This is a genomic window from Anabaena sp. TISTR 8404, from assembly GCF_056847745.1.
This window is the reverse complement of sequence record NZ_CP180578.1, coordinates 2854575-2872293: the sequence shown is the minus strand read 5'-3', so window position 1 is coordinate 2872293 and position 17719 is coordinate 2854575. Positions and strand designations below refer to the sequence as shown.

General features: G+C 42.1%; 12 protein-coding genes, 1 tRNA gene and 1 pseudogene. 8 read left to right on the top strand and 6 right to left on the bottom strand.

The window, feature by feature from the left end; all coding sequences use genetic code 11:
- Positions 1-39: 39 nt before the first annotated feature.
- From infB to ACMX3D_RS12435, 3 genes are all read left to right on the top strand, one after another.
- On the top strand, positions 40-3156 hold the full coding sequence (infB, locus tag ACMX3D_RS12445) for a translation initiation factor IF-2 (RefSeq protein WP_482751716.1): 3117 nt from the start codon (positions 40-42) through the stop codon (positions 3154-3156).
- A 125-nt stretch (positions 3157-3281) separates the two neighbouring features.
- Complete coding sequence (locus ACMX3D_RS12440) at positions 3282-3911, top strand: low-complexity tail membrane protein (protein ID WP_482751715.1); 630 nt, start codon at positions 3282-3284, stop codon at positions 3909-3911.
- A gap of 112 nt (positions 3912-4023) precedes the next feature.
- Positions 4024-4221, top strand: coding sequence for a hypothetical protein (locus ACMX3D_RS12435; RefSeq protein WP_482751714.1), 198 nt, complete (start codon positions 4024-4026; stop codon positions 4219-4221).
- Positions 4222-4311: 90 nt separating this feature from the next.
- Here the strand turns inward: ACMX3D_RS12435 and ACMX3D_RS12430 are convergent, their stop codons facing one another.
- Complete coding sequence (locus tag ACMX3D_RS12430) at positions 4312-4515, bottom strand: hypothetical protein (RefSeq protein ID WP_482751713.1); 204 nt, start codon at positions 4513-4515, stop codon at positions 4312-4314.
- A 212-nt stretch (positions 4516-4727) separates the two neighbouring features.
- Here ACMX3D_RS12430 and ACMX3D_RS12425 point away from each other — a divergent pair, with 212 nt between their 5' ends.
- Complete coding sequence (locus tag ACMX3D_RS12425; protein WP_482751712.1) at positions 4728-6104, top strand: S-layer homology domain-containing protein; 1377 nt, start codon at positions 4728-4730, stop codon at positions 6102-6104.
- A 311-nt stretch (positions 6105-6415) separates the two neighbouring features.
- Positions 6416-7519: an SGNH/GDSL hydrolase family protein gene (locus tag ACMX3D_RS12420; RefSeq protein WP_482751711.1), complete on the top strand. Its 1104-nt coding sequence runs from the start codon at positions 6416-6418 to the stop codon at positions 7517-7519.
- Here ACMX3D_RS12420 and ACMX3D_RS12415 read toward each other — a convergent pair.
- Positions 7461-8237, bottom strand: coding sequence for a class II aldolase/adducin family protein (locus ACMX3D_RS12415; protein ID WP_482751710.1), 777 nt, complete (start codon positions 8235-8237; stop codon positions 7461-7463). The two genes, ACMX3D_RS12420 and ACMX3D_RS12415, sit on opposite strands and share 59 nt — an antisense overlap.
- Positions 8238-8406: 169 nt before the next feature.
- On the opposite strand from ACMX3D_RS12415, the gene ACMX3D_RS12410 reads away from it, so the two are divergent.
- Positions 8407-9450, top strand: coding sequence for a M42 family metallopeptidase (locus ACMX3D_RS12410; protein WP_482751709.1), 1044 nt, complete (start codon positions 8407-8409; stop codon positions 9448-9450).
- On the opposite strand, the gene ACMX3D_RS12405 is transcribed toward ACMX3D_RS12410, so the two are convergent.
- Positions 9451-9522, bottom strand: a tRNA-Thr gene (locus ACMX3D_RS12405). It abuts the gene before it with no gap.
- 33 nt (positions 9523-9555) lie between these two features.
- On the opposite strand from ACMX3D_RS12405, the gene ACMX3D_RS12400 reads away from it, so the two are divergent.
- Positions 9556-9867, top strand: a complete 312-nt coding sequence (locus tag ACMX3D_RS12400) for a DUF3493 domain-containing protein (RefSeq protein WP_482751708.1) — start codon at positions 9556-9558, stop codon at positions 9865-9867.
- A gap of 472 nt (positions 9868-10339) precedes the next feature.
- Here ACMX3D_RS12400 and ACMX3D_RS12395 read toward each other — a convergent pair whose 3' ends face one another.
- A complete protein-coding gene (locus tag ACMX3D_RS12395) occupies positions 10340-12016 on the bottom strand; it encodes a DUF1565 domain-containing protein (protein WP_482751707.1) in 1677 nt (558 codons plus the stop codon).
- 1909 nt (positions 12017-13925) lie between these two features.
- Here ACMX3D_RS12395 and ACMX3D_RS12390 point away from each other — a divergent pair.
- A complete protein-coding gene (locus ACMX3D_RS12390; protein ID WP_482751706.1) occupies positions 13926-15131 on the top strand; it encodes a histidine kinase in 1206 nt (401 codons plus the stop codon).
- 51 nt (positions 15132-15182) lie between these two features.
- Here the strand turns inward: ACMX3D_RS12390 and ACMX3D_RS12385 are convergent, their stop codons facing one another.
- On the bottom strand, positions 15183-16979 hold the full coding sequence (locus ACMX3D_RS12385) for a protein kinase domain-containing protein (RefSeq protein WP_482751705.1): 1797 nt from the start codon (positions 16977-16979) through the stop codon (positions 15183-15185).
- Positions 16980-17146: 167 nt separating this feature from the next.
- Positions 17147-17242: pseudogene (locus ACMX3D_RS12380) on the bottom strand (DUF2887 domain-containing protein); the annotation flags it as partial.
- Positions 17243-17719: the final 477 nt, after the last annotated feature.

Below are 17719 nucleotides of genomic sequence, written 5' to 3'. Positions count from 1 at the left end.
CCATCCGCCAAAAAACTGTCAATTAAAGGGGAAGAGTGGATGAACAACGGCAAAGTTAGAATCTATGAATTATCAAAGGAATTGAATTTGGATAACAAAGAGCTATTAGCAATTTGCGACCAGCTCAATATTGCGGTCAAAAGCCATAGCAGCACAATTTCAGAATCAGAGGCAGAACGTATCCGGACGGCTGCCGAAAAACTGGCAGTAACGAATGGAACACCCAAAAGAGAACTAGGAACAACCACTCACAAACCAAATTCACACCAAACTGGCTCTCATAGCCGGCCTGCACCACCATCACACAAACAACAAATTTTGGAAATTCGTAAACCCAAAATATTGAGAAATCCTAACACCAATGCCCCAGAGGCATCAGTTGCTAATAATCAATTTGCTTCGTCTGAAGTCAATTCTCCAGCACCTCCACGGCCCTTCGCTACACCAGTCTCACCCATGAAGCCGACGGCACCAACCCGACCTGTACCCCGGAATCAGTCTGAGAACTCACAAGCACCTGCTGTCACAGACGCAACCCCAAAACCGAATACGCAGGTATCAGAAAATATAGCAGCCCAAAAACCAGAAAAAGCGCCTTCGCATAAGCCAAGGCCGGAAAAACCCCAAAAACCGCAATTATCTGCACCACCTGCAAGACCAGAGGCAGAAAAGCCCTCCGTTAGTACTCAGGCAAGTTCCGCAGAAAAACCGATCCTGAAACGCGATCGCGACCAAGCCAAACCAGTTAAGGCTGGTAAACCATCTCAGTCTCAAACAGAAGCACCACAAGCTCCACCAGTGCCGAAACAGGGTCGTTCGACCCCAGGGCCTGCCAAACCAGAGCAGCGGACAAACCGACCTTCTGCCCCAGGCTCAGGAGATGGGCCACGTCCTCAAAGGCCAGTACGTCCCTCAGAACAAGTGGCTGCAATGCCACTGGCAACTCCGCCTAGCCGACCAGCTGCTGGAGCAACAGCAAAAATCGGAGTTGATGATGAGGCTGTCGTTCCAGAACTCTTAGATTTAAAACGACCAACACCGCCTCGTCTAGCTAAAGGTGGGAAGAAGTGGCAAGAAGAAGAAATAATTGACGAAGTTAAAGAGAAAGCTGGCAAAGGAGGCCCCAAAGGTAAGCGGGTCAAACCAATCCTGGATGATGACTTTGAAGATGATGATTTCCTAGATGAAGAAGGTCTAGAAATCCCGGCTACTATCCAGGCAAGTCTTTCTATTGCTCGTCCTCCCAAACCAAAAGCAGCTCGACCTGCACAACCTGTAACTGCCACAGCGATCGCAGCACCAACTACTAGAGGCAAGAAAACTAGCTCTAATCGCGGTGAACAAAATCGTCGTCAAGAAGCCGAGCCAAAACGCGAGCGTCCAGAAAAAATCGTGGTCACAGGCCCGATGACTGTGCAAGAACTCGCTAACGAATTGGTGGTTGCGGATACAGAGATTGTGAAAATCCTGTTCCTCAAAGGTATGGCGGTGAGTATTACTCAAAATTTGGATATCCCGACCATTACCTTAGTAGGTAAAGAGCTAGAAGTAGAAGTTGAAACCGCCGAACCAGAAGCAGAAGCGCGGAAAGTCACAGAAATGATCGACGTGGCAGATTTAGAACATCTCCTTCGTCGTCCGCCAGTCGTGACAATCATGGGTCACGTAGACCACGGTAAAACAACCCTACTCGACTCGATTCGCAAAACCAAAGTTGCAGCCGGGGAAGCTGGTGGAATTACCCAGCACATTGGTGCATACCATGTGGACATAGAACATGAAGGTAAGCCCCATCAGATTGTGTTCTTAGATACCCCTGGTCACGAAGCCTTTACCGCAATGCGGGCAAGGGGCGCTAGGGTGACAGACATAGCCATTTTGGTAGTGGCAGCCGATGACGGTGTGCGTCCCCAAACAGTGGAAGCCATCAGCCATGCGCAAGCCGCAGAAGTGCCAATTGTTGTGGCAATTAACAAAATTGACAAAGAAGGCGCTCAACCAGACAGAGTTAAACAAGAACTCACCCAATATGGTCTAACTCCAGAAGAATGGGGCGGTGAGACCATTATGGTTCCAGTAAGTGCAATTAAGGGCGAAAACCTAGATACCCTACTGGAAATGATTCTGTTGGTAGCAGAAGTCGGAGAACTATCTGCCAACCCCGATCGCCTGGCGAAAGGAACCGTAATTGAAGCACACCTGGATAAAGCCAAGGGAGCCGTTGCTACCTTGCTAATTCAGAACGGGACTCTGCACGTCGGAGATATGCTGGTTGCTGGTTCAGCCTTTGGTAAAGTTCGAGCAATGGTCGATGACCGTGGCCGCAGAGTGGAAGCAGCTTCACCTTCCTTTGCCGTTGAGGTGTTGGGTTTAAGTGATGTACCCGCAGCAGGTGATGAATTCGAGGTCTTCGAGAACGAAAAAGAAGCCCGTTCTATCGCCAGTGATCGCGCCGACAAACAACGCCTATCACGACTGTTGCAAGGACGTGTTACCCTCACAACCTTGTCTGCACAAGCACAAGAAGGCGAGTTGAAAGAACTCAACTTAATCTTGAAAGCCGATGTGCAAGGTTCTGTAGAAGCGATCGTGGGATCACTCAAGCAAATCCCGCAAAACGAAGTGCAAATCAGGATGTTGTTAGCATCGGCTGGGGAAATCACCCAAACAGACATTGACTTAGCTGCTGCCAGTGGCGCAGTCATCATTGGCTTTAACACCACCTACGCCAGTGGCGCAAGACAAGCTGCTGATGAGGCTGGTGTAGATGTCCGGGAGTATAACATTATCTATAAACTCCTCGAAGATATCCAAGGAGCCTTAGAAGGTCTGTTGGAACCAGAGTTGGTGGAAGAACCTCTTGGTCAGTGCGAAGTCCGTGCTGTATTCCCAGTTGGCAAGGGAGCCGTTGCTGGTTGTTATGTGCAATCTGGCAAGTTAGTGCGTAACTGCAAACTGCGTGTCCGCCGTGGCGGTAAAGTCATCTACGAAGGTGTGCTTGACTCCCTCAAACGGATCAAAGATGATGTGCGTGAAGTCAATGCCGGTTATGAATGCGGTATTAACGTAGACAAATTCCATGACTGGGTTGAAGGCGACATCATTGAAGCCTACCAGATGGTTACTAAGCGCCGTACTCTTACCTTGACAAGATAGTGGTTAACACTAAGTGCTGAGTTCAAAAAAGTTTAAGTGTGTTGAACTGAAAATAAGTTAGTTCCACACTAAAAACTTAAAATAAAAAACTCAGCACTCAGCACTCAGCACTCAAAACTTTCTCTATGTCATCGTTTCGCTCTGAACCTATATTGTGGATTCACATTGCTGGATTAGCGGCACTACCAATTTTTTTGGTTTTGTGTTTATTATTCTTAGCTATAGGTGAACCACTTTTACCAGTGTGGGGAGAATTATTATTAGTAGCCACCATTGGTGTTACCCCACTGTTATGGATGCAACTACGTCGTCCATTTTATATATATTCTCTTTTAGGAATAGCTCTCAAACCCGAAAATCTGACCGAACAACAGCGTAAGATACTTTGTTTAATTAATACTAAGTTCAACCGTGTGTTGTCGCTGGTAACAGCAATAATATTAACTGTAGTGCTGTGGCAGCTTTACAAGGCTGTTCCCCAAGTGCAACATTTAGTCAGCTTTTTGCCACAGTGGCGCGGCTTAGGGTTACTGTTGGCGGCTTTAGCTTTTTTAGCCAGTAATTTATTTTTACAAGTTCCTGTGAGTGTGGCACGAATTTTAGTGACAAATGACACAGAATTTGCTGCTCTAGAACCGTTATCTTTAGAAAAAATCAAGCATGATTTCACTATTTTAGGGGTGCAAGTTAATCAAATTTTACCCAGGTTGTTTCAATCCTTAATCGGGATCAATAGAAACTCGCAGCAGCCCTAAAAATCGGAAACTGATCAATATTTCGCAGAGTATACACTGTCTCGTACAGGCAGCTTTGTATTTACTCAAAACGAAAACTGCCATAACTGTTAAAGTTGAGGAATAAGGGACTATGACTCCAACTCCTGCTGCTAGTAATCGCCAATATCCCGCTGATACTGAAATTTGGTATAGCCTTAAATGTGCGATCGCTACCAGTTCCGGTTTCCAACGCTGGCAATTAGAACGCCATGCCCAATTACAAGGGCTGCGCCTGGAACAGCAAGTACAAAAATATTTAAGAGAAACTTTAGAAACTTTAGCTTACTAAAATCAAATCAATTTGGGATACTTGCTCCGAAGCAGCAAGTTTCAAGGGAAGCATTCTTACAGTGCTTCCCTTTAGTTTTTACTAGCAAAATCACAAAAATTTTTGTTGAGCCACTTCTGTGCGATTGCATTTTTGATGATGGAGTTGATGTGGGCGATCGCTTAATTCTTCTAAAGAAAAGCTATCTCCAGCATTCTCATCAAATTCGGCTTGAATTTTGGCATCTCGAAATTTCTCCCAGCCTTGACGAGTTAAAATTACCCCTCGGCTACGTCGAGCTTTTTGCTGTTTCATTCGGGTTAATCTGTTGAATTAACAACACTACTGGGCGATTTCAATTCACAGAAAGCCATAAAATTACAGAACAGCACTTAAATGGATATTATTAATACCAGTAAATTTACTATATTAATTAAGCTTAAGCAAATCTAAACTCTTTAACCAAAGGTGAACTTTCGCCAGTCTGCGCTAGGGTAGAAAAGGACACGTAATATAAATTTCTGCCTGTGCTTCCCTGCAAACGTCCAGCCGCCTTATTAAGTCTGGCTGTTTTACTTACCTCCATAACAGCCTGTAGCAACACTCCAACCGCCAAAAATCTGGAAGATTCTTTAGCGGCAGATCCCAGGCTGCAAAACAACCCAGTTGTGTTTGGAGAAGCTAGTAAAGGCGAACAACCACCAGCACAGAACGAACCCACAGTCCAGTTACCTGCTGATTTTCCTAAAGAGATCCCGTTATATCAAAACGCCAAACTTCAGGAAGTTACACCTGCTAATGGCTCAGATAATAAAGTATCAACGCGCTGGTTGAGTTCCGATCCCAGCAATTTTATCACTAGCTTTTATCGCGGCCAGTTGCAGGATAATAACTGGCAAATCTTACAACAACCAACAGATGATGTCGGTACATTTGAAGCGCGACGCAATGATTTGCTCTTAAATGTAACGATTCAAGCTCAATCAGTGACGAATGCTGCACCTAATCAACCACAAACAGCTACTAGTTTAGTAATTGAGTACGTCCCAAATAGTACTGAGACAGCACAATCCCCGTCAACGAATAATAATGCGCCGCAACCTGGAGATCCGCAGTTTATTGGCCCAGTAGCACCGACAAACTCTGCAACACAGCCAAACACTACGCCTAATAATTCAACTACTACGGCAACTATACCTGCATCTGGAGAATTTTCAGATCTCAACAAAGCACCACAAGAATTACGTCAACATATTCAAGACTTAGCTGCATTGGGTGTTTTGTCCGTTGAATCTCCAGCAAATAAGGCTAATTCTAATACAACAACTTTATTTGAACCGGGTAAAATCATCACCCGAAGAATATATGCACGTTGGTTAGTTGCAGCTAACAATGCTATGTATGCGAACAATTCCGCCAAGCAGATACGTTTAGCGGCGGAAAGTACGCAACCAGCTTTTAGTGATGTAGCAAAAACAGACCCAGATTTTCCGGCGATTCAAGGATTAGCTGAAGCTGGTTTAATTCCCAGTCCCTTGTCGGGAGACTCAACCGCAGTTTTGTTTCGTCCAGATGCACCCCTCACAAGGGAGCAAATGATTTTGTGGAAAGTACCTTTGGATACTCGCCAAGCTTTACCGACGGCAAATTTAGATGCAGTTAAACAAACTTGGGGTTTCCAAGATGCAGGAAAAATTGACCCGAAGGCGTTACGGGCAATATTGGCTGATTTCCAAAGTGCAGAACAATCAAATATTCGGCGGGTGTTTGGTTATACGACGCTGTTTCAACCGAAAAAACCAGTGACTCGTGCTGAGGCGGCTGCGGCGTTGTGGTATTTCGGCACTCTAGGTGATGGAGTATCAGCAGCAGATGCTTTGAAGTTAAAGCGATCGCCTACATAATACCAATCTTGCCAAATAAGACTACGAATGATCAAGCAAGGTAAGTAATATTTACCCTGCTAATTTTGCTGATACAAGTTTTAAGATAGCTTTTTAAAACTCGTGTAATTCTAAAAATACGATAAATGTTTTGTGTATCCGGTTTTTACTTAGCAGTGATTTAGGCATATTAGATAGTATTACTACTTAAATCTTACTATGGCTCTGCTCTTGATTAATTAGGCTGTGCTATGTAAAATTCCGGTTAAAAGCAGTAATTTTTGATAATTAAATTTTACAACAATCACAAACAACACAGGCTTAAAATAAGAATGAAAAAACAGCTTTTAACGGCAGGATTTGTCGCATTTTCAGTTATTCTGCCTCTGAAGGCTTCAGCTGTTCAATTTAGTGGCATTTACGCATTCGGTGATAGTCTTACAGACACAGGTAATGTATACAATGCTGTATCAGCTTCTGTCCCTGGTGTCGAGTTTCCGCCACCACCATACTTTGAAGGACGTTTTTCTAATGGCCCAGTTTGGATAGACGAACTTGCCGAAAAATTAAATTTAGATTCACCAACTCCATTCATTAAAGTTACTCAAGGTTCTACACCAACAGGTGGCATTAACTTTGCCTTTGGCGGAGCTACTACAACAACTGACAATACCCTTTCTCTAACTTTTCCAGAATTGGCAGGACTACCAGGTTTGCCGCAGGAGATTGGAGCATTCCAAAGTTTACTAAATAGCAGTCAGCTTCCAGTTGACTCAAATGCACTTTATATATTGTGGGCAGGTGCAAATGATTACCTTCCAACTCAAGGTAGCTTTGTGCAACGTCTCACCCCTGACGAAACTTTAGGGAATTTATCGAATGCACTGCAAGCCCTGGTAAGTTTGGGTGCGAAAACAGTCTTAGTACCTAATCTGCCAGATTTAGGGACTACACCTGTAGCGCGGAGGTTAGGACAATCTCAAAGACTCAGTGAACTGACTCTGGCACATAATGCCGGATTATCAAAAATTATTCAAGAGTTTGACCAAAATCCTCTTTTAGACCTAGATGTTATTGGGTTGGATATTTATTCTCTGTTCAGCAACCCCCAAGCATTAGGGTTTACTGATGCAGAAAATCCTTGTTTCGACCTTAATGCGACTCCTCCAACTTTATGTAATAACCCAGCAGAGCATTTATTTTGGGATAATCAGCATCCTACAACCACTGCTCATCAAATCTTAGGAAATTACGCCTTTCAACAATTAAGACAGTCAGCAACACCTGTTCCCGAACCTTCTGCTAGTTTAGGGTTGTTGACACTTAGTGCTGTGGTTGCATTTGCCAGACTCAAGCGCCAACAAAAAAAGCTGGCTTTTACTCCAATAAATCAGGTTCTTGACGCACAATCATCTCATATAACGGTTGAAAGCTGAACCAGCCTAGATTGTGTGAACCAACTTGAGTGTGTGCTATCTCAGCAGACTCATGTTTAATTGGACTAGGTTTGCCAGCGGCCTCAGCCAGTAACTGCGCTTGGCAAGAACGTTCCATTGCAATGAACCACCAAGCAGCTTCATCAACCGACTGTCCAACGGTAAGTAAACCGTGGTTTTTCAGGATGATGGCTTTATTTTTGCCGAGGGTTTGGGCAATACGCTGCCCTTCCTGGGGGTCAAGCACCACCCCTGTATAGTCATCAAATAAGCTGTGGTCTTGGTAAAAAGCACAAGCATCTTGGGTGAGGGGGTCAAGCAGGCGACCAAGACTCGACCAGCTTTTACCATAGATAGAATGGGCATGGGCTGCTGCTACTACATCAGGTCTAGCTGCATGAATTTGGGAATGAATCGCAAAAGCAGCTCGATTAACTGGGCGATCGCCTATAATTACCTCACCTTTTTGGTTGACTAAAATCAGGTCACTGACACGAATTAAACCAAAGTGCATCCCAAAAGGATTGACCCAAAAGTGTTCTGGTGTTTCTGGGTCGCGTGCTGTGATGTGACCCGCAATTCCCTCATCAAAACCATAACGGGAAAATAAACGCAATGCTGCTGCTAATCGCTGTTTACGGTGCAGGCGTTCCTCTTCCATAGAACTAAAGGTTGGCGGTTGCGGTGCGTTTGGTTTTGGTACAGATATTGCTTGCATATTATTTTGATGACGTGTGATGGTAAGTACAAATATCGGTTAAAAAGAAGCCAGGAGTTAGAATTCAGAATAAATTAAATTAATGGTAAAGTAAGTCACTGTTGACAAGCAAAGTTTTGTCTTTGGTCGAATCATTCTGAATTCTTTATTCTGATTACTTATTTAATTAATGTGGGATTACGAGCAACTATTTAAGATTATTGAAGAATTAGTCATGCACCATTCTCCTAGTGGTGCAGAAGCGGAGATTAATCAATTTTTGCTTCTGCAATTTGCCGCGCTGGGAGTAGAAGTTTGGAGCGATCGCGCTGATAATATTATTGCTAAAATTCCTGGTCAAGACGCTAGTAGAGCGATCGCTATTACAGCTCACAAAGATGAAATTGGGGCAATTGTCAAAACCATCGGCGATGCAGGTAAGGTAGAAGTTCGCAAGCTTGGCGGTGCTTATCCTTGGGTGTACGGCGAAGGTGTTGTTGATTTACTCGGAGACAATGAAACTATCTCTGGTATCCTTAGCTTTGGTTCTCGCCATGTTTCCCACGAATCACCACAAAAAGTCCAGCAAGAAGATACACCTGTAAAATGGGAAAATGCCTGGATTGAAACCAAACGCACCACCACAGAACTAGAAGCCGCAGGTATTCGACCAGGAACGCGAATGGTAGTTGGTAAGCATCGCAAACATCCCATTCGATTAAACAATCACATCGCCAGTTACACCTTGGATAATAAAGCTTCAGTTGCTATTCTTTTAGGTTTAGCCCAAACACTGAAGCAACCAGCTTGTGATGTGTATTTGGTAGCCTCAGCCAAAGAAGAAGTCGGGGCAATTGGAGCGCTATTTTTTACCCAAAATCAGCAATTAGATGCTTTGATTGCGTTAGAAATTTGCCCCTTATCTGAGGAATACCCAATCAAAGATGGTGAAAGCCCGGTGCTGCTGTCTCAAGATGCTTATGGGATATATGATGAAGCCTTGAATATGCAATTGTGTCGTTCTGCTAAGGAACTAGATATCCCTGTACAATTAGCAATCCTCAACGGGTTTGGCAGTGATGCTTCAATTGCCATGAAATTCGGTCATGTGGGACGTGCTGCTTGTTTGGCATTTCCGACACAAAACACCCACGGATATGAAATTGCTCATTTAGGAGCGATCGCTAACTGTATTAATCTGTTAAAAGGCTTTTGTGAAATTTTCACCAAATAAAGCCGATGACGGGATTTGAACCCGTGGCCTGCTGATTACGAATCAGCTGCTCTACCGCTGAGCCACATCGGCATACACGAATAGAAATTATAGCATTATTTACCTATGGTAGAACCAAATCCCAAAACCAGCCTTAATCCAGAACAATATGCTCGTTTAAAAGCAGAAATCGCCGCACCTTATCGCGGCTTGCGGCAATTTATCTACATTGGTGTTGGTGCTTCTAGTTTTATTGGCGCATTTGTCTTCTTTTTTCGAGTCCTTGCCGGTAGAGAACTTGATAGCGCTTTACCTAATTTGGCATTGCAATTAGGCATTGTAGCTCTGATGGTCTTTTTGTGGCGTTGGGAAAAACGTCTTAAAAGGCAACAGGGAACAGGGAACAGGAAACAGTCTAAGCCCCATAATTCAAATTAAAGGTAAATGGTTTGTTCATAACACATATATTTTTTACAGGATAAGGTTTTATTGGCATAATACAGAACTTACATCGAATTGAGGCTTACATGCCTTGACATAGGTTATTTTTCTTTAACTTATGACACAATCTGCAATACAAGGAAAGAAAATATAAAAAAAATATTAGGAAATTAGCGTAAATCAAAATACTCTGAGAAACTAGAAAATGTTCAAACGGGGTCAGCCAGTATAAAGACCCTGAAAATAAACACATAATATATAGATAGGGTCAAATAATACATAAAGACCCTGTATTTAAGAAAAACTACAAAATCAAAAGCGTCAAGACTAAAAAACTGTTAGTCTTGACGCTTTTGATTTTCTAACTCAGCTGTCACCCCTTCAGTTGCTGACTGTTGACTGTTGAGAGTCAGCAGTCAACAAACCTTACGAATGGTTGTGTAATTTAAAGGCGTAATAGCTGAGAAATTTACTGCACTGTAACTAAATAAGGTGAGGTAATTGGTTGGGCGCGTCCAGCATTAACTAGTGCTTGGTAAACAAAAGCTGCTACTTCGGCTCTAGTTGCTTGACGATTAGGATCAAGCTGTTTAACAGTTGGATAGTTAATCACTAATTGACGTGTAGTAGCCGCAGCAACTGGGCCGGCTGCATAGTTAGGAATTTGTGCCGCATCATTGTAAAAATCAAGCACATTCTGATTATTGGCAGTTAAGCCTAAACCATTGGCTAAGGCAACTAATGCTTGCACTCTCGGAATTTGTTGCTGTGGTTTAAAAGTGCCATCAGGGTAGCCAGAAACAAATTGACTCTGATAAGCAGATCTAATGGCAGTGAAAGCCCAAAAATTACTAGGTACGTCTTTAAAGTTGATTGCACTACGTTTTGCTGATGGATTCAGCGCTTTCGTGACAATAGTAGCAAACTGGGCGCGAGTTACAGGTTCATTAGGTTTAAATGTGCCATCCGGAAAGCCAGCAATAATATTTTGTGAGGCTAAAGCTTCAATGTAGCTTCTTGCCCAAAAATTGCTTGGTACATCTTTAAAGGCAACAGCGCCTCCTGGTGGTGGTTCAACTGTCGCTGCGACAAAATCTACTTGACCAAAGATTTTTTTCTGGTCAACATCATTGCCCACAGCAACGATAGTATTAGTTTTAGTAGCATTATTTACGTCATAGCGAACATTACCACGTATGAGATTGCCACCAGGATTTTCGTTAGTCCCAAGGTCTGGTTGAGCAGTAGTAATTGCAACTACTCCGTCTCGCTTATTATTTTGAATGACATTCTTACGGAGTACAGGTTTAGCAGAGTCGGAAATAAACAGACCGTCTTGGTTTTGGATGATTTGATTTCCTTCAACTAAAGTTGTGGAAGTGCCACCGATCGCCAGCCCAAAACCTGTATCTTGAAATAAGTTGTTTCGGACTTCCCCTTGAGCAGCTTTGGCCAGGGAAATTCCATTACCTTTGTTTTGGACAAATATATTGCCTTCAATTTTAGGATTTCCTGTACCCGTTACAAAAACACCTTCTCTACCATTGTTTGTAAAAGTATTGTTTTGGATAGTAGGGTTAGTTGATTCTACCCAAATACCTGTACCACGTTGAGTCGGGTTGGTGACGGTGACACCTGCGATCGTGGTATTGTTATCAGCCAATATGGTAATTTCTTGTCTCGCAAAAGTCCGACTGGTGTAAAAACCTGCACCAGTAATGATTACTCCTTGACCTTTGGTTGATTCATCACCTTGTAATGTCACGCCTGATTTGAGCAACAGCGGAAATGTTTCTCCAGCCTCTTGGTTATAAGTTCCAGGAGCCAGCCGAATAATTGTACCCGGTTGAGCTTGACTGAGTGCGAAGCTAATAGTTTTGTATGGTGCTGCTTCTGTTGCGCCAGCACCAGCATTGTCTTGACCAGTTGCTGGGTTGACATAAATCACCTTAGCCGTCGCAGGAGCTTGCGCCGTAACACTTGGCAAAGCACCTCCATTCGCTGCGCCTATCAATAATGTAGAACCAGTTGCAGTAACTAACAAAACTGTCAGTCCGGCTCTTAGGGATAAATTAAATCCAAGGTTTCTTCCAGAAACAGAGAAAATATTTTTTACGGAAGAAAAATGAAAACCTTGATATTTCATTTTTGTGTCTGTGATGTGCTGAATTATAGTTGGTTAAAAAGGGTCGAATGTGACAGCTATGTAACTGTCCAACCCATGCAAAACTATAACGGATGACTAGCAAATAATCCGCTAAGTTTCGTAATCAGACACGTAAATAAACAATTATGGTGAAATCTCAGAGACAAAGGTAACAGTTCTTAAGGTACTCAAGGTGCTTCTTAGTTGTCTGACTCGTGTTGCACCGCTAGATTACCCAATATTTTTACCTAGAGGCGTAGCGGTTAGCCGACGACTACTGCAAAGGCAGAAAATCCACCATTGCTTGTTGAGGAAAGTACATTTGCATCAAAGGCAAGAGGCTAGTTTAATGTAACCGATGTAGATGAAAAGTGCTGTAAGTATTCTGATAGCGGTAAGACAATAGGTTGGTTGGATAGAATTTTAGGCTAGGTATGAACACTTCTATTACTAAATAAACTTTTGGTTATTGCTAATAAGCAAGTACAACTGAATATGAATTAAAAAGTAAATTAGTTAGGGTAATAAACAAAATTAAGTTACGAAACGTAAATATCTTTAAAAAATTGACTAATAAACACCAATTACTATAAGTCTACAGAACAGACGACAGTCGCCTCTTGTCTTGGCATTGTCGTAATGGCATACTGAAATTGCTTTTATTTATCTAATAAAATCTCATCTTCTCCTAAAATACACCAAATAAAATTTAGTTACTATAACTTCATAATGCTAAACTAAAAATACATCCCCACTTAGGCTCACCTAACAAGCAAAAATTTTAGCTCTCACTGATTGGTTTTACATTGATTCTGGACAAAATTTAGCCGAGTTTGTTAGGCTAAACTATATAAAAACGCCAAAAAGCCAGTCTTAGGTAATTCCAAAAACTGGATATAAACTTGCGTTTTTTGAGAATCGGTTTTTTAAGTAAAACTGTTAGGCACGGTAGCAATTTTCTCAAGTTCTATCAATGAAATATCAGGACGAATGCACTCGGCGCTACTGTCAATGAATGCTGAGCATTTGTGAAAGCAAAAACTACTGTCTTTGGTAATGCGATCGCAGTTATTAAAATATTCAGTATTTAGCTATGACTGTTGTTGCATTCCAGAGAAAAATTTTGTGGTAGAAGCGGGGAAGATACTTTTGTCAGAAATTCTGATGTGTTTTGGTGCTGTCACTAGCTCATGTTTCCATACTCTCAAAAGAGTCTCTAGTGTTTATGAATCTGGAAACTTTATATAAGGGTTAAGAACAGCATAAAAATCTCGTTGGGATTCACCAGCAACAATTAGTGGGTTGCTAAACTCATACCTAGTCAATTTATTGAGATCGCAATTAATTTAGTACTCAGGAATTTTGCATAAATCCTTACTAAAAGTTGCCAAAAAACAGTACATTTGTGACTATGGCTTAGTAAACTGCTAAAGTAACGGGGAAGCTGTTCTGAAAAAATCGGCTTGATAGCTACACCAAGCTTTAGAGCTTTAGTGCTGATAGTTAAGTAAAACTTATATAGTTTGGCTGGAAAAGTTAATCATTTCCACCAGACAAATGCCCGAAGATTGGCATCTAGTTCATTGAGAGCCAACTTAGTAAAAGCCGCCAAATCAACTTATTCCTGTACCAACTAGCTTGTTTTAGTATAAAAGTTTTCATCAGTTAACTCTGATGCTACATTGTGAATACGCTTACATACGAACTTATACTGACAAGTAAGTTGTTTCTTGGACAGCAAATTAGCTAAAAAGAAAGCAAAAAGTGAAAAAATGCATCTCACATCAAAAACCTAGAGCGGATAGGAGTATGAAAAATCTAAAATAGATATTAAATTGATAAGAACAACGACCATCGACAACCATTAGTCCATTTTTACCTTCTGCAAAGCGTCGCCAGGTTGTTACCAGTGCTGAAACACGATTACATGCAAGTTTCCCAGGATCAGCCTACTTATTTTGAGGCTCCTCTCCAGTTATTACTGTTTGTCGATGGAAGACCCCAGTCTCGACAACAGGTACAGCGAATACGTGCTTACTTGAAAGAATTGCAGGCTGAGTATAACTTTGAAGTTCAAATTATCGATGTCGGTCAACAACCGTATCTGGCAGAACATTTTAAGTTGGTAGCTACGCCAGCATTGATCAAAATTCATCCAGAACCCAGGCAAATTCTTACTGGAAGTAATATCATTGCTCAACTAAAAAACTGGTGGCCGCGCTGGCAAACTGCTGTAGATGCTTATTTAAAATTGCAAGAAGATTTTCAAGAACGTATAGATGACAATGGTCGGGTGTCACCACCCAAGTCTACTATTACTTCTGTAGCAGCTTCGGCAGAACTGATCCGACTCTCAGATGAAATTTTTCATTTGAAGCAAGAAAAAGAAAGACTTCAAGAGCAGCTACAATTTAAAGACCGAGTTATAGCAATGCTGGCTCACGACCTGCGAAATCCTTTAACAGCAGCAGCGATCGCTATTGACACACTTCAATCCAACTACAATGCAGAAGCAGGTGAATTTCAGCGCTTGAAACCAGCAATGACCGCACATCTGCTAAAACAAGCTTTTACTCAAACAAAGATAATTGATCGCTTAATTGCTGATTTATTGCAGGTTGGTCGGGGTAGTGATAAAGAGTTTCCTATCGTACCTCAAAAAATAGAACTAGGTCAACTCTGTTTAGAAGTGTTAGAGGAATTGCGCGATCGCTACATTGCTAAATCTCAAACACTAGAAACAGATATTCCCAAAGACTTACCCTGCGTCTATGCCGATCCAGAACGCATCCGCCAAGTATTGGTGAATCTCTTAGATAATGCCATTAAGTATACACCATTAGGCGGTAAAATTACTGTCGCTGGCTTACACCGCACTACCCAAAAAGTTCAATTTAGTGTCGGTGATACTGGCCCTGGTATTCCCATCGAAAGTCGTGATCTCATTTTTGAAAATCACTTCCGCCTACAAAGAGATGAAGGTACTGAGGGATATGGCATTGGTCTTTGTTTATGCCAGCGTATCATTCGAGCGCATTATGGGCAGATTTGGGTAGATTCTACTCCCAACGGCGGAGCATGGTTCCACTTCACATTGCCAGTGTATCCGTTTTAAATATCTGAACCACATCTTTTTGTAGAGACGTAGCATTGCTACGTCTCTGCTTCACGAACACTGTTTCGCCTCCGATGGTTTGCCAATCGGATGTAAATCTGCTTCCCAAACACTGATATAAATAAAGTCACAATACTGGCGCACAATTTGTATCCTCACAGTACCTAAATCCGCACTAAAATCATCTCTCTGACGCTGTTGAATTTGTTGTAGCCCTTGCTGAATTTGTGAATTAACTCTACCGTTGAGCAGTCCACTTAATGTATTTTGCATAACATCCGGGTCTACTGACTGAGCAAAAGCTACCTCTGTTTGGACTAACTTTCCGGAATTACGGTCGAATAAATAGCCCAAGTCGATTTGATTGGGGACTAATTTATAAGTGACAGCGCGAGTATTACGCCATAAGCCTCTTAAATCACGTTTTTTTCCGAGAGTGGCTTCTACGGTGCTTCTGTTTGTACCTGTGGGAAATGCGGGAACGCTTGGACGGCTTGTTGTACTTTCTTTTTTTTTGTTATCTGGCTTTTCTGGTTCTACCGCAGGTGCTTCCCTTGTAGGAATTACAGCAGGTTGGGTATCTGGGGTAGTTGTCGAATTATTAGTATCTGGAACTACAGGCTGCTCATCGGTTTGTACTGGAGCTTCATTGGCAGAATTAGATTCTGTAGTGCCATTGTTCGCAGATAAAGGCGCAGAATTGATTGGCGACTCTGGAGGAGTGCTAGGTGTAACAGAAAATGATGGTGCAGCAGCAGGCGGATTATTAGCTTCTAAAGTTGGAATAGGAGATGGTTGAGAGTCAGAATTTGTAACAATAGGTACTTCTGATTGTTGCGGACGAGTCAAGCGAGCAATTCCTATCCCAGCAATTAAACCAGCGACTATTAACCCACCAAAGATCCAGATAGGTTTTTTGGAATCTTGTGGAGGAATTCTTGGGGGAGTAGAAAATGTCTGGGTTTGCTGAGTTGATGCAGTTACAGCTGGACTGAAACTGATAGTAGTGGATGTAGAAATATTACTTGCAGAGTTTAAAGCATAAAGCATTTTACTGGCAGTGCTGTAGCGATCGCTCGCTTGGGGCTTAATTGCTTGATTCAGCACCATCGTTAGTTGCGGCGAAACTTGCGGTGCATCATTCTGCCAGAGAATCTCCCCAGTTTGTTGATTTGTTGGTAATTCTGAAGGCTGTTTGCCCGTCAATAAATAAATAGCTGTTAAGCCTAAACTATAAATATCTGTGGCGTAAACTGGTCTTCCGATTGCTTGTTCGCTAGGCATATATCCTGGCGTACCAATTACCAGCGATTGCGTTGGATATCCTGGTTTAATAGCTACTGTCCGGATGGTTTCTTTAACTGCACCGAAATCAATCAAAACTGGCTTGCCATCAACAGCACGCAGAATAATATTATCTGGTTTAATATCGCGGTGAATGATGCCTTTGCTATGCACATAATCCAATACTGATAGTAGACTCAAGAGAATTTTTCGGACTGTGGTTTCACTTTGGCATCCTTTACTTTCGACAAGATGAGTTAAAGTTTCACCGTGAATCCATTCTTGCACCAGATAAAATAATCCATTCTCTGAAAAGTAGGCGTGTAGCCTGGGAATTTGGTCGCTACTTTCCCCCAGATACTCTAAAGTTGCGGCTTCCCTTTCAAACCGCTGTTGAATCAATTGATAGGTTTGAGGATCATTGGCAATCGGTTTTAGTTGCTTAATCACACAGCGACGGCGAGAAGGCATGTGAGTATCTTCTGCCAAAAAGGTTTCCCCAAATCCACCAGCACCGAGTACTTGGATAACTTGATAGCGATTATTCAGCAGAATGGATGTCATGAACAGTTAAATACGTCCGCCATATCTAAATGTACATCACGATGTCAAGGCAGACGATGTTCCCTTGTGAGATAACGAGAGTGTTTATAACACCCCATCGATTTCAAATTTAGCCCTGTGAGCAAAGCCGAAGCGTTAGGTTCTTTGACTGCTACTGAATCAAATCAGTAAGCTTCTGCATTGGTTAGCGGTTCAGCTAGTAGTTGAAACAACAGTGTAGGCAATTGTTGAAATAGTTTGTAAAAGATTGAGTCTCGACGTATGGAGTATTTGTAGCCATTTGTATGCAATATTTTACATTTTTTAGATATTGTATTTTTTGAATTTATCTACTTATCACTGTGTTATTTTCACTCTGGAGTTTTTGTGATGATAGACATAATTTATGTTTGTTAACTCTGGGAAATTATTAACAATAATATTTAATTTTATATTTCAAAAGTATAAATTTATACTTTAATGTTGAAACATGATAAAGGCGATCGCACCCTTCTTGCCGGAACGAGCGATCGTATGTAAAAAACCTTGTTTCCTCTTATAACTCTCCGCGCCTCTGCGACTCTGGGTGAGAGAAAAAATTTTTATTAAAAACACAAACGATCACAGCACACAGAAGTATATTCCCAAAAATACAACCACCTGTGTAAAAATGCTGCTATGCCCAAGAAAATCGCGCCTTACCAAAAGCCTACACGACCTTTCGCAGCATTCACCATTCATACCAATTTTGGATTTTAGAT

Excerpts from the sequence above, each read along its gene's own strand:
- infB (WP_482751716.1), top strand. The coding sequence starts at position 40 with ATGAACAACGGCAAAGTTAGAATCTATGAATTATCAAAGGAATTGAAT.
- ACMX3D_RS12420 (WP_482751711.1), top strand. The coding sequence starts at position 6,416 with ATGAAAAAACAGCTTTTAACGGCAGGATTTGTCGCATTTTCAGTTATT.
- ACMX3D_RS12395 (WP_482751707.1), bottom strand. The coding sequence starts at position 12,016 with ATGAAATATCAAGGTTTTCATTTTTCTTCCGTAAAAAATATTTTCTCT.
- ACMX3D_RS12410 (WP_482751709.1), top strand. The coding sequence starts at position 8,407 with ATGTGGGATTACGAGCAACTATTTAAGATTATTGAAGAATTAGTCATG.
- ACMX3D_RS12415 (WP_482751710.1), bottom strand. The coding sequence starts at position 8,237 with ATGCAAGCAATATCTGTACCAAAACCAAACGCACCGCAACCGCCAACC.
- ACMX3D_RS12400 (WP_482751708.1), top strand. The coding sequence starts at position 9,556 with ATGGTAGAACCAAATCCCAAAACCAGCCTTAATCCAGAACAATATGCT.
- ACMX3D_RS12430 (WP_482751713.1), bottom strand. The coding sequence starts at position 4,515 with ATGAAACAGCAAAAAGCTCGACGTAGCCGAGGGGTAATTTTAACTCGT.
- ACMX3D_RS12435 (WP_482751714.1), top strand. The coding sequence starts at position 4,024 with ATGACTCCAACTCCTGCTGCTAGTAATCGCCAATATCCCGCTGATACT.
- ACMX3D_RS12440 (WP_482751715.1), top strand. The coding sequence starts at position 3,282 with ATGTCATCGTTTCGCTCTGAACCTATATTGTGGATTCACATTGCTGGA.
- ACMX3D_RS12385 (WP_482751705.1), bottom strand. The coding sequence starts at position 16,979 with ATGACATCCATTCTGCTGAATAATCGCTATCAAGTTATCCAAGTACTC.